The sequence below is a fragment of the Kitasatospora sp. NPDC001119 genome, from assembly GCF_053598475.1.
On record NZ_JBSFKI010000007.1, the window covers coordinates 1 to 23,868 of the forward strand.

12 protein-coding genes are annotated in these 23,868 nt (G+C 72.8%); 4 read left to right on the forward strand and 8 right to left on the reverse strand.

Going from position 1 to position 23,868, the window contains the following annotated elements:
• Together ACWDD9_RS10495 and pulA are read right to left on the reverse strand one after the other, a co-directional pair.
• The coding region (locus ACWDD9_RS10495; protein ID WP_449811373.1) for a M4 family metallopeptidase at positions 1-2,040 on the reverse strand (2,040 nt) is incomplete at its 3' end.
• A 629-nt stretch (positions 2,041-2,669) separates the two neighbouring features.
• On the reverse strand, positions 2,670-8,204 hold the full coding sequence (pulA, locus tag ACWDD9_RS10500; RefSeq protein WP_449811374.1) for a pullulanase-type alpha-1,6-glucosidase: 5,535 nt from the start codon (positions 8,202-8,204) through the stop codon (positions 2,670-2,672).
• 318 nt (positions 8,205-8,522) lie between these two features.
• On the opposite strand from pulA, the gene ACWDD9_RS10505 reads away from it, so the two are divergent.
• Positions 8,523-9,491, forward strand: a complete 969-nt coding sequence (locus tag ACWDD9_RS10505; protein ID WP_387966159.1) for a phosphatase PAP2 family protein — start codon at positions 8,523-8,525, stop codon at positions 9,489-9,491.
• A 76-nt stretch (positions 9,492-9,567) separates the two neighbouring features.
• Here the strand turns inward: ACWDD9_RS10505 and ACWDD9_RS10510 are convergent, their stop codons facing one another.
• On the reverse strand, positions 9,568-12,594 hold the full coding sequence (locus tag ACWDD9_RS10510; RefSeq protein ID WP_074000859.1) for a bifunctional [glutamine synthetase] adenylyltransferase/[glutamine synthetase]-adenylyl-L-tyrosine phosphorylase: 3,027 nt from the start codon (positions 12,592-12,594) through the stop codon (positions 9,568-9,570).
• A gap of 184 nt (positions 12,595-12,778) precedes the next feature.
• On the opposite strand from ACWDD9_RS10510, the gene ACWDD9_RS10515 reads away from it, so the two are divergent.
• The gene (locus ACWDD9_RS10515) at positions 12,779-13,987 is read left to right on the forward strand and encodes an acyltransferase family protein (RefSeq protein WP_449811375.1); all 1,209 of its coding nucleotides are present in this window, start codon (positions 12,779-12,781) and stop codon (positions 13,985-13,987) included.
• Here the strand turns inward: ACWDD9_RS10515 and ACWDD9_RS10520 are convergent.
• Positions 13,954-15,387, reverse strand: coding sequence for a hypothetical protein (locus ACWDD9_RS10520; protein ID WP_449811376.1), 1,434 nt, complete (start codon positions 15,385-15,387; stop codon positions 13,954-13,956). The genes ACWDD9_RS10515 and ACWDD9_RS10520 overlap by 34 nt on opposite strands.
• 182 nt (positions 15,388-15,569) lie before the next feature.
• Positions 15,570-16,931, reverse strand: a complete 1,362-nt coding sequence (glnA, locus tag ACWDD9_RS10525; RefSeq protein ID WP_049652796.1) for a type I glutamate--ammonia ligase — start codon at positions 16,929-16,931, stop codon at positions 15,570-15,572.
• A gap of 174 nt (positions 16,932-17,105) precedes the next feature.
• Here glnA and ACWDD9_RS10530 point away from each other — a divergent pair, with 174 nt between their 5' ends.
• Positions 17,106-18,860, forward strand: a complete 1,755-nt coding sequence (locus ACWDD9_RS10530) for an NAD+ synthase (protein WP_449811377.1) — start codon at positions 17,106-17,108, stop codon at positions 18,858-18,860.
• Between the two features lie 33 nt (positions 18,861-18,893).
• Here the strand turns inward: ACWDD9_RS10530 and ACWDD9_RS10535 are convergent, their stop codons facing one another.
• The 3 genes from ACWDD9_RS10535 to ACWDD9_RS10545 form a co-directional block, all read right to left on the reverse strand.
• Positions 18,894-19,949, reverse strand: coding sequence for an endonuclease/exonuclease/phosphatase family protein (locus ACWDD9_RS10535; protein ID WP_049652793.1), 1,056 nt, complete (start codon positions 19,947-19,949; stop codon positions 18,894-18,896).
• A gap of 245 nt (positions 19,950-20,194) precedes the next feature.
• Entirely contained in the window at positions 20,195-20,824 is a 630-nt protein-coding gene (locus ACWDD9_RS10540) for a TetR/AcrR family transcriptional regulator (RefSeq protein WP_074000856.1), read from the reverse strand.
• Positions 20,825-20,984: 160 nt separating this feature from the next.
• On the reverse strand, positions 20,985-22,592 hold the full coding sequence (locus ACWDD9_RS10545) for an MFS transporter (protein ID WP_117487485.1): 1,608 nt from the start codon (positions 22,590-22,592) through the stop codon (positions 20,985-20,987).
• A gap of 322 nt (positions 22,593-22,914) precedes the next feature.
• Between ACWDD9_RS10545 and panB the strand changes: the two genes are divergently transcribed.
• Complete coding sequence (gene panB / locus ACWDD9_RS10550; RefSeq protein ID WP_449811378.1) at positions 22,915-23,784, forward strand: 3-methyl-2-oxobutanoate hydroxymethyltransferase; 870 nt, start codon at positions 22,915-22,917, stop codon at positions 23,782-23,784.
• Positions 23,785-23,868 lie beyond the last annotated feature (84 nt).

Below are 23,868 nucleotides of genomic sequence, written 5' to 3' on the forward strand. Positions count from 1 at the left end.
GTCCGAGTGGGTGGAGCCGTAGCCGTTCAGCCACGCCTTCCAGGAGCCGCTGTGGGCCGCCTGCGAGGCGCTGCTGTCCACCACGCCGCTCGACGCGGTCCACGGCGTGGCCGTGCCCGACTCGAAGCCCTCGTTGCCCAGCAGCTGGGCCGGGGTGCAGCCGCCGCCACCGGTGGAGACGGTCCAGGTGAAGCTGGTCGTACCGGTCTTGCCGGCCGAGTCCTTCGCCGTGACGGTCACGTTGTAGGTGCCCGCGGTGGAGGCGGTGCCGGTGATCGCGCCGGTGGAGGCGTTGATCGACAGGCCGGTGGGCAGGCCGGTGGCCGAGTAGGTCAGCGGGGCGGTGCCACCGGTGGCCTTGATCGCCAGGTTGACCGCGCCGCCGACGGCGGTGGACTGGTTGCCCGGGTTGGTGACGGTGACGCCGCCCGGGTTGGGCGCCGTGCCGACGTTGACGCCCGCCCAGGCGGTGCCGACCGCGGCCAGCTCGGCGCTGCCGGCCCCGTACAGGTCGGTGGCCGCCTTCTCCGTCGCGGTGCGCGCCGCGGCGTAGTTGGTGCTGGAGGTCATGTAGGTGGTCAGCGCGCGGTACCAGACGGCCGCCGCCTTGTCCCGGCCGATGCCGGTGACCGCGATGTTGCCCTGGGTCGGCGAGTCGTAGTTGACGCCGTTGATGGTCTTCGCGCCGCTGCCCTCGGACAGCAGGTAGAAGAAGTGGTTGGCGACACCGGACGAGTAGTGGACGTCCTTGTTGCCGACGGTGGAGGACCAGTAGTCGGCCGAGGCACCGTCCTTGGACGGCTTGTCCATGTAGCGCAGCGGGGTGCCGTCCCCGTTGATGTTGATCAACTCACCGATCAGGTAGTCGGGGTTGTCGGTCGGGATGTTGGCGTAGAACTCGACCATCGTGCCGAAGATGTCCGAGGTGGCCTCGTTGAGGCCGCCGGACTCGCCGGAGTAGGTCAGGTTGGCGGTGGCCGCGGTGACGCCGTGGCTCATCTCGTGGCCCGCGACGTCCAGCTCGGTCAGCGGCGCGGTGTTGTTGCTGCCGTCGCCGTACGTCATGCAGAAGCAGGAGTCGTCCCAGAACGCGTTCACGTAGTTGTTGCCGTAGTGGACGCGGCTGTAGGCGCCGACACCGTCGTTGCGGATGCCGTTGCGGCCGAAGGTGTTCTTGTAGTAGTCCCAGGTGGCCGCGACGCCGTAGTGGGCGTCGACCGCGGCGGACTCGCCGTTGTTGACGGTGCCGTCGCCCCAGGTGTCGGTGGACTTGCTGTACAGCGTGCCGGTGCCCGAGGTCCCGTGGTTCAGGTTGGTGGTGTACATCCCACCGCGGGTGCCGTCCTTCAGCTGGTACGACGAACCCGACTGGGTGGTGCCGATGGTGACGTTGCCGACGAAGACGCCCTTGCCGGAGCCGGTCTCGATGCCGTCCCACTGCTGGATGACCTGGCCGCTGGTGGCGTCGGTGACGACGTGCATCTTGCTCGGGGTGCCGTCGGACTTGGTCGAGGAGACGACGGTCTCCCAGGCCAGCCGGGGGCTGTTGTCCGCGGCCCAGACCACCAGGCGCGGCGCGGTGTCGACCGCGGTGCCCTGCTCGGCGGCGAGCGCGGCGGTCTGCGCGGCCGGGGCGGCCAGCTTCGGCGTGGTGCTGACACCGCTCAGCGGGGCGGTGCTGGCCCGGTCAACGCTCTTGGTCGCACCGGTGGGCGCCTGGTGCACCACCAGGTCCCCACCCAGGACGGGCAGTCCGTTGAGGGTGCGCTCGTACCGCAGGTGGCGGGTGCCGTCCGCGTCCTGGAAGACGTCCTTGGTGACCAGCTTCTCCTCACCGCTCAGCCCGAGGCTCTGGGCGAGGCTGGTGGTCTGCTGGTTCGCGGCGGAGATCAGCTGGGCGCGGTTCGCCTGCTGGGCCGCGACGGCGGCCGGCGCGTCCGGCGTGGCCGCCTGGGCGATCACCGGTATGCCGGTGACCAGCAGCGCGGTGGAGGCGGCCATGACAACCGCCGCCTTCCGTGCGTGAGCGTAACGGGACATGCGGACTCCTTTTCCGACCGGCGCTGGGTCGCGCACGGTGGAGAGAAACCTGAGCCGCGGGGTCGCGGCGCAGTGGGGGCCCCCGCCGGGTGCGACGGGAGTGCGGATGCGGTGCTCACAACTCGTTGCAGGGTCGGACGCGCTGCACCTGAACTGGAACAGCTGCACCGGGGGGTGGGGTCCCCTCGTCTACAGCCGGGGGAATCGTGGCAGCAAACGAGCCGTTAATGACAGATGCATGCCACGGATTGGCCGATTCATTACCGAAACCGTATGGAGGGCGCTCCGTCAGTTGTGTTACCCCACGACGAACTCGTGAACACGGTTTTCATGGCCCCGGACAAAGTTCGATCACCACCGGCAGTCGGTGACCAGCACTCAGGGCCGGTTCCGGCCCCGGCGGGTGGCCGACAGCGCCCGGCAGACCCGGCACGTCACAGTTCCGGCCGTGCCATCAACGGTTTCCGGCCATCGTGCGTCCGGAACGCAACCGTGCCCCCGCCGACCGCGAACGGGCCCCGCACCACCTGAACAGTGGTACGGGGCCCGGGAGTTGTCGGGGTGTACGAATCAGTGTCGGACGGGTCGGCGCCGGAACGAACCGGTGCCGACCGGTCGGCGACGGCGGGTCAGCGCTGGACGAACACCGCCACGGTGCGGCCCGGCACGGTGAAGGTACCGGTCGCGGCGTCGAAGCCGGACCGCTGCACCACCCGGTCCGCCCCGCCCGCCTGGACGGGGTGCAGCGCCTGGCCGGTGCCCTTCAGCGCCGGCACGGTCTGCGCCTGCGCCGTGGGCGTCGCGTTGAAGACCACCGTGACGCCCTTCTCCGCCCCCGGCAGCCCGGTGCCGTCCAGGTGCAGGGTGATCACCCCGGGCGTCTCGCCGGCGGTGCCGGAGAGCGGGTAGGAGAGCCGCTGCTGGACGGCGGCCAGGCTCGGCAGCGAGAACAGCGGCGAGGACTGCTTGATCCGCAGGAACTCCTGGTACTGCGCCGAGGCCGACCGGATGTCGGCCGCGCCGACGGTCAGCTCCGGGTTCGCCAGCAGGGACCGGGCGGCCGGCCACTGCTCCTGGTTGTCCTTCGCCATCGGCAGGCCGCGGCCCCAGCCGTTGCCCTGGGCCGGGTCCCAGTGGATCGCGTTGAACCAGTCCCCCGAGTCGTAGGAGTTGGAGTCGAGCGACTTGGAGCGCAGCAGGTCGCTGCCGGCCTGGGCGAAGCCCGCGCCCTGGGTGAGCGCGGTCAGCGAGAGCCCGAGCGCCTGCATCCGGGCCCGGTCGGCGGGCGCGGTTCCGGTCGGCAGCTTGTACGCGAGCGCGTCGAAGAGGTCGGTGTTGTCGTGGGCGTCCACGTACTCCACCGCCTCGCCGGGCTTGGCCGCGTACCCGGTCGGGGCGCCGTTGTAGTCGACCTGGGCGCCGGTGACGGGCTTTCCGGAGCTGTCGGTGAAGGAGTAGCCGGCCAGGTTGCCGGTCAGCCCGACCTTCAGCTGGTCCATCTGGTGCAGCAGCCGGGCCTTCTGCTCCTCCGGGGTGCCGTTCGCGGCCGAGCCGTTCGGGTCGGTGTACAGGCCCGAGGCGAAGCCCTGCTGCGGGGCGGAGTTCAGCATGAAGTTGCCGCCGCGGGCGGCGTCCCGGATCCGGTCGTCGAAGGTGGCGATGCCGGTGCCGGCCATGTTCTGCTGGGTGGCCTGCTCGAACCGGGCGTTGTTCGCGACGGCGCCGAAGTTCCAGCCCTCGCCGTAGAGGAACACGTTCTTCCCGTCCACGCCGTCCGAGTCCGGCGTCATCTTCCGCAGCGCGGCCTGCACGTCCAGCATGGTGGACTTCGGGTCCAGGCCCATCAGGTCGAAGCGGAAGCCGTCCACCTTGTACTCGCGGGCCCACAGCGTCACCGAGTCGACCACCAGCCGGTTCATCATGGCGTGCTCGGGCGCGGTGTCGGCGCAGCAGCTGTCCGCCGTCACCTTGCCGTCGGCGTCCAGCCGCTGGTAGTAGCCGGGAACCACCTTGTCCAGCACCGAGTGCTCGGCCTGGCCACTGGCGGCGGTGTGGTTGTAGACCACGTCGAGCACCACCCGCAGCCCGGCCGCGTGCATCGCCTGCACCATCTGCCGGAACTGCACCGTGCGGGCGACCCCGTTCGGGTCGGTGGCGTACGAGCCCTCCGGCACGTTGTAGTGCAGCGGGTCGTAGCCCCAGTTGTACGCGTCGTCGGCGGCCACGGCCGCCACGCACTCCTGCTGCTTCGGGCCGTCCGCCGGAAGGGACTCGAGGTCGCAGGCCGGCAGCTTCTGGTCGGCCCGGTTCTCCCGGACGGTGGCGATGTCGAAGGTCGGCAGCAGGTGGACCGTGGTCACCCCGGCCTTGGCCAGGTCCCGCAGGTGCCGCATGCCGGCCGAGTCCGACTCGGTGAACGCCAGGTAGGTGCCGCGCTCGGCGGCCGGGACGGTGGGGTCCTCCACCGAGAAGTCCCGGACGTGCAGTTCCTGGATCTGCTGCTGCGCCGGCGGGACGGCCTGCGGGCGGGCATGGTCGTCCCAGCCCGCGGGCTTGAGCGCCTTGGCGTCGAGGTCGGCGACCAGGCTGCGCCGGGAGTCGGTGGACAGCGCCACCGAGTACGGGTCGGTGACGGTGTTGACCACCAGCTGCTGGGTGGACGGCGCCCAGACCTTCACCTGGTACAGGTAGTACCTGCCGTCCAACTCGCCCTTGTCGCGGACGACTTCCCAGACGCCGGTCTCGTCGTCGAGCTTCAGCGGCAGCGTCCTCGGGGTGCCCCCGGTGGCGCTGTCGAAGACCTGGACGGAGACCTCCTGCGCGGTCGGCGCCCAGAGCGACAGCGCCACCTTGCCGTTGTAGTAGGCCGGGCCGAAGTCGACCTTGCCGGTCCGCGTGGCGTACAGGTCGTCCAGCACGCCCGGGGTCTGCACCCCGGTGCCGGCCAGGACGGCGCCGCTGGGCAGGTGTTCGGTGAACAGCAGCTGGCCGCGGAGCGCGGCCGGGACGCGGGCGGCGTCCCTGGGGTCCACGGTGAAGGCCCGGTAGCCCGCCAGGTGCGGGTACTCGGCCTTCTGCGCGTCGGTCAGCCCGCCCTTGGCCGGGGTGAGCCGCAGCCACTTGCCGGGCTTGGTCAGCGCGCCCTTGTCGGCCCGGATGCCGCCCTCGGGGTCGTAGACCAGCTGGGCGCTGGTGCCGCCGGCCAGGGCCTCGTCGCCCGCGCCGTAGTTCGCCGGGACGACGACCGTCCTCGCGTCGATCCACTGGGCCTTGGCGCCGGCGAGGTCGATCTGCGAGGAGGCGGCCGGGTTCTGCGGCAGCAGGTAGCCCTCGCGGCCGCCGAGCACCCAGACCTCCCTGCCGTTGACGGCGAGGTCCAGCGACTGGTCGGCGGGCAGGTCCTTGTCGTTGCCCTTGTGCAGGATGTAGCTGAGGCTGGTCGCCCCGGGGGCGAGCGGCACCTCGAAGACGGCGCCGAAGGCGTCGCGGCGGGCCGGGGTCAGCGGCTTGCCCCAGTCGGTCGGGGTGGCGGCGCCGGTCCAGTCGTGCAGGCCCCAGCCGTCGTAGTCGCCGTCGGCCCGGTTGTAGTGGATGACGGCGGTGTTCGCCGGCTGGCCAGGACCGGTCGACCCAGCCGGCGGCCCCGGGTCGGCGGTGCGCACCGCCGGGTCGCCCTGCCGGAGCCACACCTCGCCGGTGCTGCCGACGTCGAGGTGCCGGTCGGCGTCGACGTCCTTGACGCCGTCCTTCTCCACGATGAAGCCGACGTCCGAGGCGCCGGGCTTGAGCTTCACGTACGCGAAGGCGCCGTACGCGTCCCGCCCGGTGAAGGCGTGTCCGGCCGGCCACGGGGTGGCCTCGCCGTCGGCGAGGTCGCCCCAGGCGTAGAGGTTCCAGCCGTCGTAGTCGCCGTCCGGCCGGTTGTAGTGGACGACGGCGTACGGGCGGGAGCCGGCGGTGGGCGCGGGCTTGGGCGCGGGGGTGCCGGTGGTGAAGCTCGCGGTGGCGGAGCGCAGGTGGCCGCTGGAGTCCCGGACGACGGCCTTGTAGCGGACCACCGTGCCGGGGGCGACGGCGGCCAGGTCCTGGGTGACCTTGTACCCGCCGTTGTCGGCGGTGCCCAGGGTCTGCCAGGGCCCGTTGCCGATCTGGGCGGCGAAGCTCACCCGGTTGAAGCCGCCGTCCGTGGTGGCGCCGACCGTGACGAGCCCGGTCGAGCCGTCCGCGGGCGGCTGCACCGAGAGCTGCGGCGCGGCGGCCACCGGCGCGAGCCGGCCGCCTGCCTTGAGGACGAGCGAGGACAGCGCGGGCACGGTGACCGTCACCTTGCGGTCGGCGCCGCTGGTGACGCGGGCGCCCGCCGCCGGGTAGACCGGGTCGAAGCCCATCCCCGCCGAGAAGGTGTCCAGGGTGACGGTCTTCGCCTCGGCGGCGTTGTTGACCGCGACCAGGTACTCGACCTGCTGCCCGGCGTCGATCCGGGAGAAGGCGTACACGCCGGCGCCGTCGGCGGCGTACCGCTCGATCTGGGCGCCGTCGGCCAGGGCCGGGTTGTCGCGGCGCAGCTTGGCCAGTCCGGCGATGCCCTGGTAGAGCTCGCCGCCCTGCCCGTACCGGTCGGCCGGGCCGGAGGGGCCGCCGAGCACCCGGTCGCCGTTGTAGGAGGCCGTCTTCGAGGCGAACAGGTCCTGCCGGGCGTCCTTGTCGCCGCCCGCGCCGGTGAAGCCCTGCTCGTCGCCGTAGTAGACGACGGGCTGGCCGCGGGTGAGGAACTGCAGCTCGTTGCCGAGCCGGTCCTTCCTGAGCAGGGTGGCGTCGTCGGCGCCCGGGTTGTCGGCGAGCAGGAAGGAGCCGAAGCGGCCCATGTCGTGGTTGCCGAGGAAGGTGGGCAGCTCGTACGCGTCGGTGTCGGCGCTGGTGTAGCGGTAGTCCTGGGCGTAGACGTCGGCGAGGCCGCGCGCCGAGCCGCCCTGCGAGACGTAGGAGCGGGCCGCGCCCTGGAACGGGAAGTCCAGGGTGGCCTGGAGCCTGCCCTTGGTGACGTACGGCGAGGTGACCGCCGGGTCGCCGGAGTAGACCTCGCCGAACATGAAGAACTTCTTGTTGCCCTGCTTGGCGGCGAAGTCCTTGAGCGCGGGGGCCCACTGCTGCCAGAACGCCATGTTGACGTGCTTGACGGTGTCGATCCGGAAGCCGTCCACGCCGGCGTCCTTGACCCACTGCTGGTAGACCTTCTCGAAGCCCTTCGCCACCTTGGGGTTCTGGGTGTCGAGGTCGTCCAGGCCGCTGAAGTCGCCCTCGGTGGCGGACTCGCCGACGAAGGTCGAGTCGCCCCGGTTGTGGTAGAGCGCCGGGTCGTTGAGCCAGGACGGGGTCTTGGCCGTGGCGTCGGCCGGGGTGCGGAAGACCGGGGTGTAGGGGAAGGAGTCCTTGGTGGTCCGCGGCCAGGGGGCGCCCGCGTCGGCGACGGCGGTCTCGTCCACCGGGTTCCCGTCCGCGTCGAGCGTCGGGTAGGCGCCGGCGGAGCGGTAGCCGTACTGCTTCTCGGCGTAGTCGATGACGTCGGCGGTGTGGTTGGTGATGACGTCGAAGAAGACCTTGATGCCGCGGGCGTGCGCCTTGGCTATCAGCTCCTTGAGCTGCTCGTTGGTGCCGAAGTGCGGGTCGACCTGGGTGAAGTCGGTGATCCAGTAGCCGTGGTAGCCGGCCGAGGCGTCGGCCCCGCTGCCCTGCACCGGCTTGTTCTTGAAGATCGGGGCCAGCCAGATCGCGGTGGTGCCGAGGTCCTGGACGTAGTCGAGCCGCTGGATCAGCCCGGCCAGGTCGCCGCCGTGGTAGAAGCCCTTGTCCGCGGGGTCGAAGCCGTTCTCCAGCCGCCCCCCGGTGATGCCTCCGGTGTCGTTGGCGGTGTCGCCGTTGGCGAAGCGGTCGGGCAGGACGAAGTAGAACTGCTCCCGGGTGAGGTCGTGCCGCCCGGCGGTGGCCGCGAGCGCGGCGTCCGAGGGCGGGGCCGGCGGGGCGGCGGCGAGGGCCGCGGGGGCGCCGCCGAGGGTGGCGGCGGTCAGGGCCGCGGCCAGCAGGACGGCCGTGCGGCCCGGGGGTCTGCGGCGGCCAGGGGTTCGTTCGGCAGTGCTCCGTCGGGGGCGGAGCGGGGCATCGGCCACTGAGGGCTCCCTTAGGGGGAAGGGGCGATCGATTTCCCAGGAAGCTAGCGGCCTGCAATATGTTTCAGCAAGATGCAGAAATCGTTTCGTCGCCGGAAGTTCCAGCTGGAGGACCGTCTCCGACCACCCCGATTACTCCCCTGGAGCGACGCGCGTGACAATGGGACGTATGTCCGTCCCACCGGTATGCACCCAACCCCCGAGCACCCCCTACCCCGGTGGGCGCCGGCCCCTACCCCTCAAGGGGGACAGCCGGTGAAGAATCCACTTCCAGAGGATGAGCAGACGGCTACGAGCGGTCTGGCAGACTTGCCGTCCATGGGGGAACCGACCGAGATCCAGCGAGGCGACGCCCGGCGCGCCGACGCGGCCAGCGGTGGCGGTTCCGAAGCAGCGAAGGCCGTCCCCGGCCGCCTGCCCGATGGAGCCACCCGTGCCGCCCAGTCCCGTACCGCCGCCCTGCGCAGCCGCGTCAGCGCCCAGCGCCGCTCACCGGCCAGGCCGCGGATCTGGTTCGAGCTGGCGCTGATCGGGATCAGCTACTGGGTCTACTCGATCGTGCGCAACGCGGTTCCCGAACAGGAAGCGATAGCCCAGAAGCACGCGAGCTGGATCTGGGACCTGGAGAACCACCTCGGCATCGCCGTCGAGCGCTCGATCAACCACGCCGTGGACAGCGTCGGGTGGCTCATCACGGGGATGAACTACTACTACGCGACCCTGCACTTCGTGATCACGATAGGCGTGCTGGTCTGGCTCTACCGCAGCCACCCCGGGCGCTACGTCGCGGCCCGCACAGTGCTGTTCGTGACCACCGGGATCGCCCTGGTCGGCTTCTACTTCTTCCCGCTGGCCCCGCCCCGGCTGATGACCGACGGCGGCTTCATCGACACCGTGAAGGTCCACGGCACCTGGGGCTCGATGGCCTCCGGGCCCGCCGCGCACGTCTCCAACCAGTACGCGGCCATGCCCTCGATGCACATCGGCTGGTCGATGTGGTGCGGCCTGGCGATCTTCTTCCTGGCCCGCCGCACCTGGGTCAGGGTGCTCGGCCTGATGTACCCGGCCGCCACCCTGGTGGTGATCGTCTCCACCGCCAACCACTTCTGGATGGACGCCGTCGGCGGCGAGCTCTGCCTGATGGTGGGCTTCCTCACCGCCCGCTGGATGTACCACGAGTGGGTCTACCGGCTGCCGAAGGTGCCCGCCCGGGAGACGCCGGCCGACCGGCCGATCACCGTCCCGGAGCAGTGGAGCGAGCCCGCGGTCAGCAGCGCGCGCCGCTAGCGCCCGTCTTCGAAGGGGCCCCGACCGGGGCCCCTTTCGCGTACCCGGGGCGGGCCGTCCCCGTGCGCGGCCCCGGTCAGTCGGCGCCGTAGAACAGCCGGTCCACCACCGCCCGGGCCCGCCGGGTGGTCCGCCGGTAGTCGTCCAGCAGCTCGCCGCTGTGCCCGGAGCCGTACCCGAGGTAGCGGGCCACCCCGGCCAGCTCCCGGGCCTCCCCCGGGAAGCTGTCCCCGGGCCGCCCGCGCACCAGCATCACCGCCGCCCGCACCCGGGAGGCCAGCACCCAGGCCGTGTCCAGCACCTCGGCGTCCTCCGGCTCGACCAGCCCGGCCTCCGCGGCCGCGGCCAGCGCCGCCCTGGTCCGGGTGGTGCGCAGGGCCGGCAGCTCGTACCCGTGCCGGAGCTGCAGCAGCTGCACCGTCCACTCGACGTCCGCCAGCCCGCCCCGGCCGATCTTGGTGTGGGTGGTCGGGTCGGCCCCGCGCGGCAGCCGCTCGGCCTCGATCCGCGCCTTGATCCGGCGGATCTCCACCAGGTCCCGCTCCGGCACCCCGCCGCCGGGGTAGCGCAGCGGGTCGATCAGCTGCCGGAACCGCGCGCCCAGCTCCTCGTCCCCGGCCACCGGTTCGGCCCGCAGCAGCGCCTGGCTCTCCCAGGCGTGCGACCAGCGCCGGTAGTACGCCGCGTACGAGGCCAGGGTGCGCACCAGCGGGCCGCTGCGGCCCTCCGGCCGCAGGTCGGCGTCGACCAGCAGCGGCGGCTCGGTGGACGGCGCGCCCAGCTGGGCGCGCAGCTCGTGGCAGACCGCCTGGGCGGCCCGGGCGGCCGCCTCCTCCAGCGAGCCGAGCAGCGGCTCGTGGACGAAGAGCACGTCCGCGTCCGAGCCGTAGCCCAGTTCGTGGCCACCGAAGCGGCCCATCGCGATCACCGCGATCCGGGTCGGCAGGTCCCCGTGCTCGGCCTCCCAGCCGGCCACGCAGGCGCGCAGCGCGCCGCCCAGGGTGGCGGCGTTGAGCGCGGTGAGCGCCTCCCCGGCGGTGTCCAGCGCCTCGGCCGGGTCCTCCCCGAGCCGCCCGAGCACGTCCGCGGCGGCGGTGCGGAACAGCTCGCGGCGGCGCACCGAGCGGGCGGCGGCCACCGCGGCGTGGGTGGACCCGGCCCGGCCGACGGCGGCCAGTATCTCCGACTGCAGCGCCGCCCGGCCGCGTGGTTCCAGGCCGTGCGGGTCGCCCAGCATGGCCACCGCCTCGGGGGCGCGCAGCAGCAGGTCGGGGGCGAGCCGACCGGCCGACAGCACCCGGGCCAGCTGTTCGGCGGCGGCGCTCTCGTCGCGCAGCAGCCGCAGGTACCAGGGGGTGCGGCCGAGCGCGTCGGAGACCTGGCGGAAATTGAGCAGCCCGGCGTCCGGGTCCGCGGACTCGGCGAACCAGCCGAGCAGCACCGGCAGCAGGGTGCGCTGGATCGCCGCCTTGCGGCTCACCCCGGAGGCGAGCGCGCTGAGGTGCCGCAGCGCGGCGGCCGGGTCCGCGTAGCCCAGCGCCTCCAGCCGGGCCCGGGCCGCCTCCGGGCTGAGCCCGGTGGCGCCCGGCGGCAGTTCGGCGACGGCATCGAGCAGCGGCCGGTAGAACAGCTTCTCGTGCAGCCGCCGGACCTCCATCGCGTGCCGCTTCCACTCGCGCTGCAGCGCGGCCACCGGGTCGGCGCGGGTGTCGTCGTTGATCAGCGCCGCCAGTGAGCGGGCCAGCCGGCGCAGGTCCTCGGCCCCGGTGGGCATCAGGTGGGTGCGGCGCAGCCGGTACAGCTGGATGCGGTGCTCCAGCGAGCGCAGGAAGCGGTACGCGGCGTCCAGCGAGGCGGCGTCCGCCCGGCCGACGTAGCCGCCCCGGGAGAGCGCGGCCAGCGCCTCCAGGGTGTTGCCGCTGCGCAGCGCCGGGTCGGTGCGGCCGTGCACCAGCTGGAGCAGCTGGACGGAGAACTCGACGTCGCGCAGCCCGCCCGGGCCGAGCTTGAGCTGGCGGTCCAGCTCGGTGGCCGGGATGGAGTCGATCACCCGGCGGCGCATCTGCTGCACGTCGGCGACGAAGTTCTCCCGGGCGGCGGCCTGCCAGACCATCGGGGCGAGCGCCGCCACGTACGCGGCGCCGAGCTCCGCGTCCCCGGCGACCGGGCGGGCCTTGAGCAGCGCCTGGAACTCCCAGGTCTTGGCCCAGCGCTGGTAGTAGGCGAGGTGGCTGGCCAGGGTGCGCACCAGCGGGCCGTTGCGGCCCTCGGGGCGCAGGTTGGCGTCCACCGGCCAGATGGTGCCCTCGCCGGTGGTGTCCGCGCACAGCCGGGTGAGGGCGGCGGCCAGCCGGGTGGCGGCCTTGAGCGCCTCGTGCTCGTCCACGCCCTCGCGCGGCTCGGCGACGAAGACCACGTCCACGTCCGAGACGTAGTTGAGCTCGCGGCCGCCGCACTTGCCCATGCCGATCACGGCGAGCCGGCAGGCCGCGGCCGCCTCCGGGTCCTGCTCGGCGGCGAGGTCCAGGGCGGTCTGGAGGGTGGCGCCGGCCAGGTCGGCGAGTTCGGCGGCGGTCTGCGCGAGGTCGGTGGTGCCGGTGAGGTCGCGGGCGGCGATGGCGAGCAGGCAGCGGCGGTAGGCGACGCGCAGCGCGTTCGCGGGGCCGAGGGTGTCGTCCCGGACGCCCTCGGCGAGGGAGCGGCGGAAGTCCTCCGGGCCGGGGTGCATGTCGCGCAGTTCGAAGGTGACCAGCACGTGCCAGTCGTGCGGGTGCCGGGCCAGGTGGTCGCCGAGCGCGGTGGAGACGCCGAGCACGCCGAGCAGCCGGTCGCGCAGCGGCTTGGAGGTGGTGAGGGTGTCGCGCAGGGTGTGCCGGTCGGCCGCGTCGGCGGCCTCCAGCAGCCGGGACAGGCCGAGCAGCGCGAGGTCGGGGTCGGCGGTGGCGCCGAGCGCGTCCAGCAGCACGGGGTCGTCGGCCAGGCCCTCCAGCCCGGGGCCCTCCAACAGCCGCACCGCCCGCGCCGGGTCGGTGAACCCGCGCCGGACCAGCCGGTTCTCCGGCCGGCTGACCCGGCTCCCGGCCCGCTGCTCCTCCACCGCCATCGGCCCCTCCATCCGTCCGCCCAGGGGCCCGTCCGGGCCTGGCAGGTCCGTCCGGGCCCTAGCAGGTTACGCGCCCCGGCACCCGGTCGCCGGACGCGACCGCCCGCCGCCGTCGGCGTGACCTCGGCCCCGCCGTGCTCGTTCACCCGGGCGCCGCCCCCGTCCCCCCGCCCCCGGAGCGCCGATGCCCACGACCGGCCCCAGCCGCCTGCCCTCGCTCACCGGGCTGCGCTTCTGGGCCGCCCTGCTGGTGGTGCTCTACCACCTCTCCCGCAAGGTGGGCGAGCTGCCGCTGCTCAGCCCGCTCGCCTGGTACGGCCGTTCGGGCGTGACGTTCTTCTTCGTGCTCTCCGGTTTCGTGCTGGCCTGGACGTACGGGGCCTCGCCCGCCCGGCCGTGGGTCTTCGCCCGCCGCCGGTTCGCCCGGATCTGGCCGTTGCACGTGCTGACCACCGCGCTGTCCCTGGGCGCGGACGCGGCGATCGGCGCGGTGCTGCCGGTGGCGGCGGCGCTCTGGTCGCTGGCGCTGGTGCACCCGTGGACGCTGCCCACCCTGTACGGCGGCAACCCGGCCTCCTGGTCGCTGGGCGCCGAGGCCTGGTTCTACCTGCTGTTCCCGCCGCTGCTGCGCCTGCTGGCCCCGCGCCGGCGCGCCTGGCTGCCGCTCGCGGCCCTGTGCGCCGTGCTCGGCCCGGTGCTGTGGGCGGCCGGTGCCGTGCTGCCCGCCGACCCGACGGTGCGCGGCTGGCTGCTGGACTACCTGCCGCCGGCCCGGACCCCGCAGTTCGTCCTGGGCGTGGTCACCGGCCTGGCCGTGCGGCACGGCGTGCTCCCCCGGGTGCGCCTCCTGCGGCCGGGGCTCCTCCCGGCGGCCGCCGCCGTGCTGCTCTTCCACGTCCTGCTGGTCCCCTGGCACGCCGCCGTCCCGGACTCCTCCTGGTACGGCCCGTACAGCGCCTCCCAGTTGCTGTCCGCACCGCTGTTCGCCGCCCTGCTGGCGGCCGCCGCCCGGCGGGACGCCTGCGGGGCCCCGCCCCGGCTGCTGGCGGGCCGGACGGCCGTACGGCTCGGCGAGTGGTCGTACGCCTGGTACCTGGTGCACGAGATCGGCGTCCGCTGCTGGCTGGCCGTCCAGGACCGCCCGGCGCCGGGGGCCGCGACGCTCGGCGTCTGGCTGCTGCTGGCGGGCGGCTCGCTGGTGGCCGCGGGGGCCCTGTACCGCTGGGTGGAACGCCCCTGCGAGCGGCTGCTGCGCGGCGCCCCGCGGGGCCGGGACGCGGCGGCGCCGCTGCCGCCCCGCGCGGTGCGGGTGGTGCGGCAGCGGCGCCGTGGCCGGACGGTGGATCAGCCCTCGGCGGATCAGCCCTCGGTGGAGCCGTCCAGGTTGACGTAGGCGTAGAAGACGCCCAGGTCGTAGCCGTCCTTGTCGGTGTCGAACAGCACCTTGATGTCGGTGTCGCCGTTGCGCAGGAACGGCGAGATGTCCCAACGGTTGGAGTCGTAGCCGAAGTTGTTGCGGTTGTACGGGGTGCGGATGAACTGGTCGGCCGGGGTCAGCTCCTCGATGGTGGAGTTGAACGCGTCGTTGGAGGCGTGGTTGAGGTCCGAGAAGAGCGCCTGCGGGCCGTTGGTGGACTTGATGGCGAGGGTGTCGCCGGTCCACTTGAGGTCGCCGTCGTAGACCACGAAGCCGAGCTTGCCCGCGACCGGGCCGGCGGCGGGGGTCTGCAGCCCGGTGAGGTCGAACTCGCGCGGCGGGCTGTCCGGCAGCTCGACCCGGAAGCCGTCCCACAGGTGGATGTGCCGGTACGGCTTGCAGTCGTTCTCGTACGCGACCACGATCGTCCAGCCGCCCCAGCTGTGCGGCTTCACCACCGAGTCCATGTTGGCGACGGTGTAGGTGCCGTTGCCGGCCTGCCGGACCAGGTCGGTGATGTCGGCGGAGGCCTGGTAGCTGCTCTCCACGTCGGTGGTGATGTAGCCGATCGAGGGCTGGTCGTTGGCGATGTTGCGGTACTGGCCCTCGCCCGGGACCTTCAGGTACACCTCGTCGATCTGGTTCTCCGGCAGCACGACGTCGTCGATGCCGCGGGTGCCGCCCCAGTACAGCCGGGCGTACTTGACCCGGGAGCCGTCGATCAGGCCCAGGTCGGCGGAGCTGGCGGAGTAGATCCCGTCGCCGAGCGGGCCGACCGAGCCCGGGTCGATGTTGATGTACTTCATCTCGTACTTGTTGTTGATCGGCCGGGAGCCGAGGCCCTTGCGGGCGTCCTCGCAGGGCGGCTGCTCCGGGTCGAGCGGCGCCTTCGTCTCGTCGCAGGTCATCAGCGAGTTGCTGATCCGGGTGATGGAGCCGTGGAAGTCGCCCTCGAAGCGGGTGGTGAACGGCAGCTGGTTCTCGGCGATCGTGGTGGCCCGCTGCTGCGGGCGGTGCGGCTGCGGCGACTGCAGCGCCTGGAACGACTGGAGCGGGTTCTTCGACTGCAGCGACTGCAGCAGCTCCAGCGGGTTCTTCGGGTGCAGCGGAAGCTGCGGGAGCTGCGAGCTCTGCGGGCTCTGCGAGTTCTGCGGGCTCTGCGAGCTCTGTGGGCTCTGCGGGGCCTGCGAGTTCTGCGAGCTCTGCGGGTACTGCGCACCCGCGTTCGCACCGGTGCCCGTACCCGAACCGCGGGCGTCGGCGACGGTCGGGACGGCCAGCAGCTGGCCCGCGACGGCGGCCACGGCGGCACCCACGACGCAGGTCCGGCGGACGAGCAGTCGGGTGGCGGCGGCGCGACTGACGGAGGAGGTCATGTGATCCTCTTTCAGGATGAAACGGACATTCAGACCCCATCGGACCATGACACCCGGTCATACAAGCTTCACATTCCGCCACCGCGACCGGCGATCCGTCGCAGATCCACTCCATAGGACGGCCCGCCGTCGTCCCTTCGGACGACAGCGGGCCGGAAACGGTTTGAGCGGCCGTCAGCCGCTCACAGCACCTGGAGGTTCTTCCGCAGCTCGAACGGGGTGACCTCGGAGCGGTACTCCTCCCACTCCTTGTGCTTGTTCCTGAGGAAGAAGTCGAAGACGTGCTCGCCGAGGGTCTCGGCGACGAGCTCGCTGCGCTGCATCAGGTCGATGGCCTCGCCGAGGTTCTGCGGCATCGGCTGGATGCCGAGGGCGCGGCGCTCGGAGTCGGTCAGCGCCCACACGTCGTCGTCGGCGCCGGGCGGGAGCTCGTAGCCCTCCTCGATGCCCTTCAGGCCGGCCGCGAGGGTGACGGCGTAGGCGAGGTACGGGTTGCAGCCGGTGTCCAGGGAGCGGACCTCGATCCGGGTGGAGCCCTGCTTGCCCGGCTTGTACATCGGCACCCGGATCAGCGCCGAGCGGTTGTTGTGGCCCCAGCAGATGTACGAGGGCGCCTCGCCGCCGGCCCCGGCGGTGCGCTGGGAGCCGCCCCAGATCCGCTTGTAGGAGTTCACCCACTGGTTGGTGACGGCGGCCGTCTCGGCGGCGTGCTTCAGCAGCCCGGCGATGAAGGACCGGCCGACCTTGGAGAGCTGGTACTCGGCGCCGGACTCGTGGAAGGCGTTGCGGTCGCCCTCGAACAGCGAGACGTGGGTGTGCATGCCGCTGCCGGGGTGCTCGGAGAACGGCTTGGGCATGAAGCTCGCGTGCACGCCCTGCTCCAGCGCGACCTCCTTCATGACCAGCCGGAAGGTCATGATGTTGTCGGCGGTGGAGAGCGCGTCGGCGTAGCGCAGGTCGATCTCCTGCTGGCCGGGGGCGCCCTCGTGGTGCGAGAACTCGACCGAGATGCCCATCGACTCCAGCATGGTGATCGCCTGGCGGCGGAAGTCGTGGCCCACCCCGCGCGGGGTGTGGTCGAAGTAGCCGGACTGGTCGGCGGGGATCGGCGGGGTGCCGTCGCCGGGCAGGTTCTTCAGCAGGAAGAACTCGATCTCCGGGTGTGTGTAGAAGGTGAAGCCCTGCTCGGAGGCCTTCTCCAGGGTGCGCTTGAGCACGAACCGGGGGTCGGCGAAGGAGGGCGAGCCGTCCGGCATCAGGATGTCGCAGAACATCCGGGCGGTGCCCGGGGTCTCCGAGCGCCACGGCAGGATCTGGAAGGTGGTCGGATCCGGCTTGGCGATCATGTCGGACTCGTACACCCGGGCGAACCCCTCGATCGCCGAGCCGTCGAACCCGATGCCCTCCTCGAAGGCCTGCTCCAGCTCGGCCGGCGCCACCGCGACCGACTTCAGGAAGCCGAGCACGTCGGTGAACCACAGCCGGACGAACCGGATGTCACGCTCTTCGAGCGTCCGAAGCACGAACTGCTGCTGCTTGCCCATGGGGACAGTCTCACCTCTGCTCTTTACGCTCGTGTTACGCCCCGGAGGCCGTGGAAAGACCTCGTAAAGCGGTTGCCCCCATCATGGCCGATCCCCGCCCGGCCCGGCAGTGCCGACCCCCGCCGCCGACCCCTGCCCAGGACATTGCGTCAGTTAGACGATTACACTCGGGGCATGCCCAATCTCCGTCTCGCCCTGTGCCAGACCGACCCCTGGGTCGGTGACCTCGCCCGCAACGGCGACGAGGTGGTGCGCCTGACCAAGCAGGCCGCGGAGGCCGGCGCGCAGCTGGTCGCCTTCCCCGAGATGGCCCTCACCGGGTACCCGGTGGAGGACCTCGCCCTGCGCCACTCCTTCGTCGAGGCCTCCCGCGCCGCGCTGGTCGCCCTGGCCGCCCGGCTGGCGGCGGAGGGGCTGGGCGGGGTCCCGGTGGTGGTCGGCTACCTCGGGCGCTCCGAGCACGCCTCGCCGCGCTTCAACCGCCCGGCCGGCTCCCCGCAGAACTGCGCCGCCGTGCTGCACCGGGGCGAGGTGGTGACCCGCTTCGCCAAGCACCACCTGCCCAACTACGGCGTGTTCGACGAGTTCCGCTGGTTCGTCCCGGGCGACCAGCTGCCGGTGCTGCGGCTGCACGGGGTGGACGTCGCGCTGGCGATCTGCGAGGACATCTGGCAGGACGGCGGCCGGGTCACCGCCGCCCGCGAGGCCGGCGCCGGGCTGCTGCTGGTGGTCAACGGCTCCCCGTACGAGCGGAACAAGGACGACCAGCGGCTGGAGCTGGTGCGGCGCCGGGCCGCCGAGGCGGGCTGCGCCCTGGCGTACGTCAACATGGTCGGCGGCCAAGACGAGCTGGTCTTCGACGGCGACTCGATCGTGGTCGGCGCGGACGGTGAAGTCCTGGCCCGCGCCCCGCAGTTCGAGGAGCACCTGCTGGTGCTGGACCTCGACCTGCCGGCCGCCGCCGGCGACGACACCGACGGCCTGCTGCTCAGCGACGGGCTGCACCTGGTCCGTACCGAGCTGGGCGGCGGGCCGCAGGCCGCACCCCCCGAACCGCTCACCGCCGGGGTGGCGCCGCGGCTGTCCGACGAGGCCGAGATCTGGGCCGCGCTGGTCTCCGGCACCCGGGCGTACGTGGCCAAGAACGGCTTCGGCTCCGTGCTGATCGGCCTGTCCGGCGGCATCGACTCGGCGCTGGTGGCCGCGATCGCGGTGGACGCCGTCGGCGCGCCGAACGTGCACTGCGTCTCGATGCCCAGCCGCTACTCCTCCCAGCACTCCCGGGACGACGCGGCCGAACTGGCCCGCCGGACCGGGCTGCGCTTCCGGACCGTCTCCATCGCCCCGATGTTCGACGCCTACCTGGGCGCCGTCGAGCTGACCGGCCTGGCCGAGGAGAACCTCCAGTCCCGGCTGCGCGGCACCCTGCTGATGGCGATCTCCAACCAGGAGGGGCACCTGGTGCTCGCGCCCGGCAACAAGAGCGAGCTGGCGGTCGGCTACTCGACCCTGTACGGCGACTCGGTGGGCGCCTACGGGCCCGTCAAGGACGTCTACAAGTCGCTGGTCTTCCGGCTGGCGCGCTGGCGCAACGAGGAGGCCGGGCGGCGCGGCGAGGTGCCGCCGATCCCGGAGCACACCATCACCAAGCCGCCGTCCGCCGAGCTGCGGCCGGACCAGGTGGACACCGACTCGCTGCCCGACTACGACCTGCTGGACAGCCTGCTGACCCGCTACATCGAGGGCGACGAGGGCCGGGACGCGATCGTGGCGGCCGGCTTCGACCCGGCCCTGGTGGACCGGGTGGTCCGGCTGGTCGACACCGCCGAGTACAAGCGGCGCCAGTACCCGCCGGGCCCGAAGATCTCGGCCAAGAACTTCGGCCGGGACCGCCGGCTGCCGATCACCAACCGCTGGCGCCGCGGCTGATCCTCATGCGGCCGGTCCCCACGCCGCCGGCCCTCAGGAGGAGTACCGGTAGGTGGCGGCCACCGGGAGGTGGTCGCTGCCGTCCCGGGGCAGGGTGCGGGAGTCCACCGGCTTCAGCCCGCCCTTGCTCATGATCTGGTCGATCCGGGCCATCGGGAAGGCGGCCGGCCAGCTGAAGCCGAAGCCGTCCCCGGCGGCGCCCTGGGCCGAGCGCATCTGCGAGGTGACCGGCGCCAGGCTGCGGTCGTTCATGGTGCCGTTGAGGTCGCCGAGCAGCAGGACCTTCTTCAGCGGCTCGGCCTGGATCGCGTCGCCGAGCGCCTGCGCGCTGACGTCCCGCTGGTTGACGGTGAAGCCGCCCTCGGCCTTCAGCCGCACCGAGGGCAGGTGCGCGACGTACACCGCGACCGGGCCCTGCGGGGTGGTGACCTCGGCCCGGAAGGCCCTGGTCCAGCCGATCTTCAGGTCCACCGGGGTGACGTCGCCGATCGGGTACTTCGACCAGAGCCCGACGGTGCCCTCCACCGTGTGGTGCGGGTAGGCGGCGGCGAGCCCGGTCTCGTACGAGCGCAGCTGCTTGCCGGCCAGCTCCTGCAGGGCGACGATCTGGGCGCCGGAGTCCACCAGGGTGCGGACGGTGCCCGGCACGTCGGTGTTGGCGGCGGCGACGTTGTGGCTGACCACCGTCCAGTCGCCCTTGCCGCCGCTCTTGTCGCTCAGCAGGCCGCCGAACAGGTTGGCCCAGAGCACGACGGGCAGCAGCAGGGCGATCAGCGCGGTGGCGGAGCGGCGCAGCAGCGCGGGCACCAGCAGCACCGGGACGGCCAGGCCCAGCCAGGGCAGGAAGGTCTCCAGCAGGCTGCCGAGGTTGCCGGCGCTGTTGGGGACCTCGGCGTGCAGGGCGATCAGCGCGGCGGTGAGCACGGCCAGCACGGCGACCACCAGGCCGCGCCGCCAGGTGGTGCTGCCGCGGGCGTCCCGGCCCCAGTGGCGCAGGCCGAGGAAGCCGCCCCGACGCGACGCGGGGGCCGGGCCGTCGGCGCCGCCCCCTGGGGCCGCGATCCGTTCGGTCCTGTCCGCCTGCGCCATGAAGTGGCTCCCGTTCGCTCGTGCCGCCGCCGTTCCGGTACCCGGACCGTCGAAGGTGCGGGCACGACCGGACCGGTGCCGGTTTGATCGGATACCCGGCTCAGCCTATGCCGGGACAGACGTCGGGCCCGCTGAGCGGGTTCCGGCGTGGCCCGGTTTGGTGAGCGAGGCCACGTCCGGTCCGGCGGGCGCGGCCCCGTCCGGTCCGGCGGGCGCGGCCGCGTCCGGGGCGCCGTCCGGCCGGGTCAGCGGGGTGCGAGGCCTTCGAGCATGGAGTCGACCAGCTTGCGGGCCAGGTCCGGGTCCTCCAGGTCGGAGTCGTCCCACAGGATGCTGCGGTAGAGGATCGGCCCCATCAGCAGGTCGTTGAGCAGTTCCAGGTCGAGGTCGTCGCGGATCACGCCCTCGGCGACGGCCCGGCGGATCAGGCCGAGCCCGACCTCCCGGCGGGGCTTGATCACCCGGTCCCGGTAGGCGGTGTACAGCTCGGGCAGGGTCTGCATCTGGCCGAGGGCGGCCTTGAGCACCCAGCGGGTGCGCTTGGCCAGGCCGCGCCGGCGGACGTGGTCCACCAGGGCGATCAGGTCGGCCCGGGCGCCGGCGCCGGTGGGCTCCGGCAGCGGCTCCTCCAGTCGGCTGACCACGTCGACCAGCAGGGCCTCCTTGTTGGGCCAGCGCCGGTAGATGGTGGCCTTGCCGACGCCGGCGGCGGCGGCGATGCCCTCGATGGTGAGCTCGGACAGCGCGGTGCCGCCGGCCATCAGGTCCTCGACGGCCCCGAAGATGGCCTGCTCGGCGGCCTCGCTGCGGGGCCGGCCACGGCGTACCTCCGCGCAGTGCTGCCCGGTGCCGGCGGTCGGCGTGTCCGTCTTCATCCCCGCTGTCTCTCCCTCGTCCTCCCCGGTCGCCCTGGCGCCGTGGGGTGTCCTCCGGTGGGCCCTCGGCAGGGGGCCTGCCGGGACCGAGGCCCCGCCACCCGGGCGTACCCGGGTGACAGGGCCATTGTCACTCAGTCGCGGTACGGCCGGCCGCCGGTCAGGCGTCCGCGGCCGCGGACTCCCGCTCCTGGCCGCGCTGCTCGGGGGCCGGCCCGGCCGGTCCCGCGGGGGCGGCCGAGCGGCCCGGCAGCAGGAACCAGGCGACGACGGCGCCGATCACCGAGACGCCCACCGAGAGCGAGGCGACCACGTGCATGGCGTGGATGAAGGAGTCGTTCGCCGGGGCGACCAGCGCCTCGCCGCCGGGGATGCGGCCGGCGATGGCCAGGGTGGCCTCCAGCGACTCGCCGGCCTTGTCGCGCAGCCCCTCGGGCAGGTGGGTCAGGGTGTCGGCCATCCCGTCGCGGTAGACGGTGGAGAGCACCGCGCCGAGCACGGCGACGCCGAGCGAGCCGCCGACCTGGCGGAAGGTGTTGTTGACGGCCGAGCCGGCGCCGGCCTTCTCGCGGGGCAGCGAGGCCATGATCGCGACGGTGACCGGCGGCATGACGTGCGCCATGCCGGCGCCCATCACCAGGCCGAGCAGGACCAGCACCCAGATCGGGGTGGTGGCGGTCAGCACGACGTAGCCGACGAAGCCGAGCGCGACCAGCAGCATGCCGCCGGCGGCGGTGGCGGCGACGCCGAGGCGGTCGACCACCAGCCGGGCCCGCGGCGCGAACACCAGCTGGGCGGCGGCCAGCGGCAGCATCAGCACGCCGGCCTGGAGGGCGCTGTAGCCGCGCACGCTCTGGATGTAGAAGACGCCGAAGAAGGAGACGCCCATCAGCGCGAAGAAGATCACGCCGACGACCACCACGGAGGCGCTGAACACCCGGTTGCGGAACCAGGTGACGTCCAGCGCGGGGAACGCGGTGCGGCGCTCGTACCAGACGAAGGCGACCAGCGCGACGACGCCGACCAGGGTCGGCACCCAGGCCCCGGCCGCGGTGAAGTCGGCCAGCTCGCCGCCCTTGATGATGCCGTAGATCAGCGCGACCAGGCCGATGATCGACAGCAGTACGCCGATCGGGTCCATCCGGCCCGGGTTGGGGTCCTTGGACTCGGGGACCAGGATCACCATCGCTATCACCGCGACGACCACGATCGGGACGTTGACCAGGAAGACCGAGCCCCACCAGAAGTGCTCGATCAGCAGGCCGCCGGTGATCGGGCCGATGGCGATGGCCAGGCCGACCGCGCCGGCCCAGATCCCGATCGCCTTGGGCTGCTCGGAGCGCTCGAAGACGTTCATGATGATCGCCAGCGTGGCGGGCATCGCGAGCGCGCCGCCGACGCCCATCAGGGCGCGGTAGCCGATGAGTTCACCGGGCGAGGCGGCCAGCGCGGACAGCAGCGAGGCGATCCCGAAGACCACCATGCCGGCCAGCAGCGCGCGCTTGCGGCCGAACCGGTCGCCGAGCAGGCCGGAGGTGAACAGCAGCCCGGCGAAGACCAGGGTGTAGGAGTTGATCGACCATTCCAGGTCGCTCTGGGTGGCCCCGAGGCCGACCGGCGCGGGGGTCGCGATGGTCTTCATCGCGACGTTGAGGATCGAGTTGTCGAGCACGACGACGAGCAGGGCGAGCAGCAGGGTGCCGAGGATCGCCCAGCGCCGACGGTGGATGGCTTCCGGCACGCGGGGTGGCGCGGCTGCGGTGGTCATGGGTGTTCCCGTCCGTGGTGGTGTGGCACTGGCGGGCAATTCCGAGCCGAATGCGTCTCGTAACCCCCCGCACCAGACTAGCGGCCGATACGATACGAGACGAACCCGTTTCGTAAAGAGCAGGCAAATTCGGGGGCCTCCCGCGCACCCCGGCGCGGGGCGCCCGCGCACCCGGTGCGGCGCGGATCGCACCCGGTGTGGCGTGGATCGCACCGGGACGAACGCACCCCTCTTTGCGCCGGAGCCGGGGCGTGCAAGCATGGAGGTGATCCGGGGACGCCGTACGGCGCCACGAGACGACAACCCTTCAGGAGTCCGTTCGATGAACGCTTCTACGCCTTCGCCTGCCCAGAACCAGGCGTCGACCACCACCCTCTACGGCGGGGTCACCAACCGCCGGGTCACCGTCCGCGACCTCGCCACCGCCAAGCAGCGCGGCGAGAAGTGGTCGATGCTGACCGCCTACGACGCCCTCACCGCGGGCGTGTTCGACGAGGCCGGCATCCCGGTGCTGCTGGTCGGCGACTCGGCGGGCAACTGCCACCTCGGCTACGAGACCACCGTCCCGGTGACCATGGATCAGATGGTGATGCTCTCCGCCGCCGTCGTCCGCGGCACCAAGCGGTCCATGATCGTCGCCGACCTGCCGTTCGGCTCCTACCAGGAGTCCCCCGCCCAGGCCATGCACAACGCGGCCCGGCTGATGAAGGAGGCCGGGGTCGGCGCGGTCAAGCTGGAGGGCGGGGAGCGCAGCGCCCGCTCGATCGAGCTGCTGGTCGAGGCCGGCGTCCCGGTGATGGCCCACATCGGCCTCACCCCGCAGTCCGTGCACGCCCTCGGCGGCTACCCGGTCCAGGGCCGCGGCGACGAGGCGGCCCACCAGCTGCTCCGCGACGCCAAGGCCGTCCAGCAGTCCGGCGCCTTCGCGGTCGTGCTGGAGGCCGTCCCGGCCGAGCTGGCCGCCCAGGTCACCGAGCAGCTGGCGATCCCGACCGTCGGCATCGGCGGCGGCCCGGACACCGACGCCCAGGTGCTGGTCTGGACCGACATGGCCGGCATGACGGCCGGCCGGGTGCCCAAGTTCGTCAAGCAGTACGCCGACCTGCGCACCGTCCTCGGCGACGCCGCCCGCGCCTACGCCCAGGACGTCCGCACCGGCGCCTTCCCCGCGGCCGAGCACAGCTTCACGTAAGGCCCGACGCCGGCGGCCCCGCTCCCCCCGCCGGGAGCGGGGCCGCCGCCGTTCCCGGCCCCGCGGCGGCCGCTGACAGCGGCG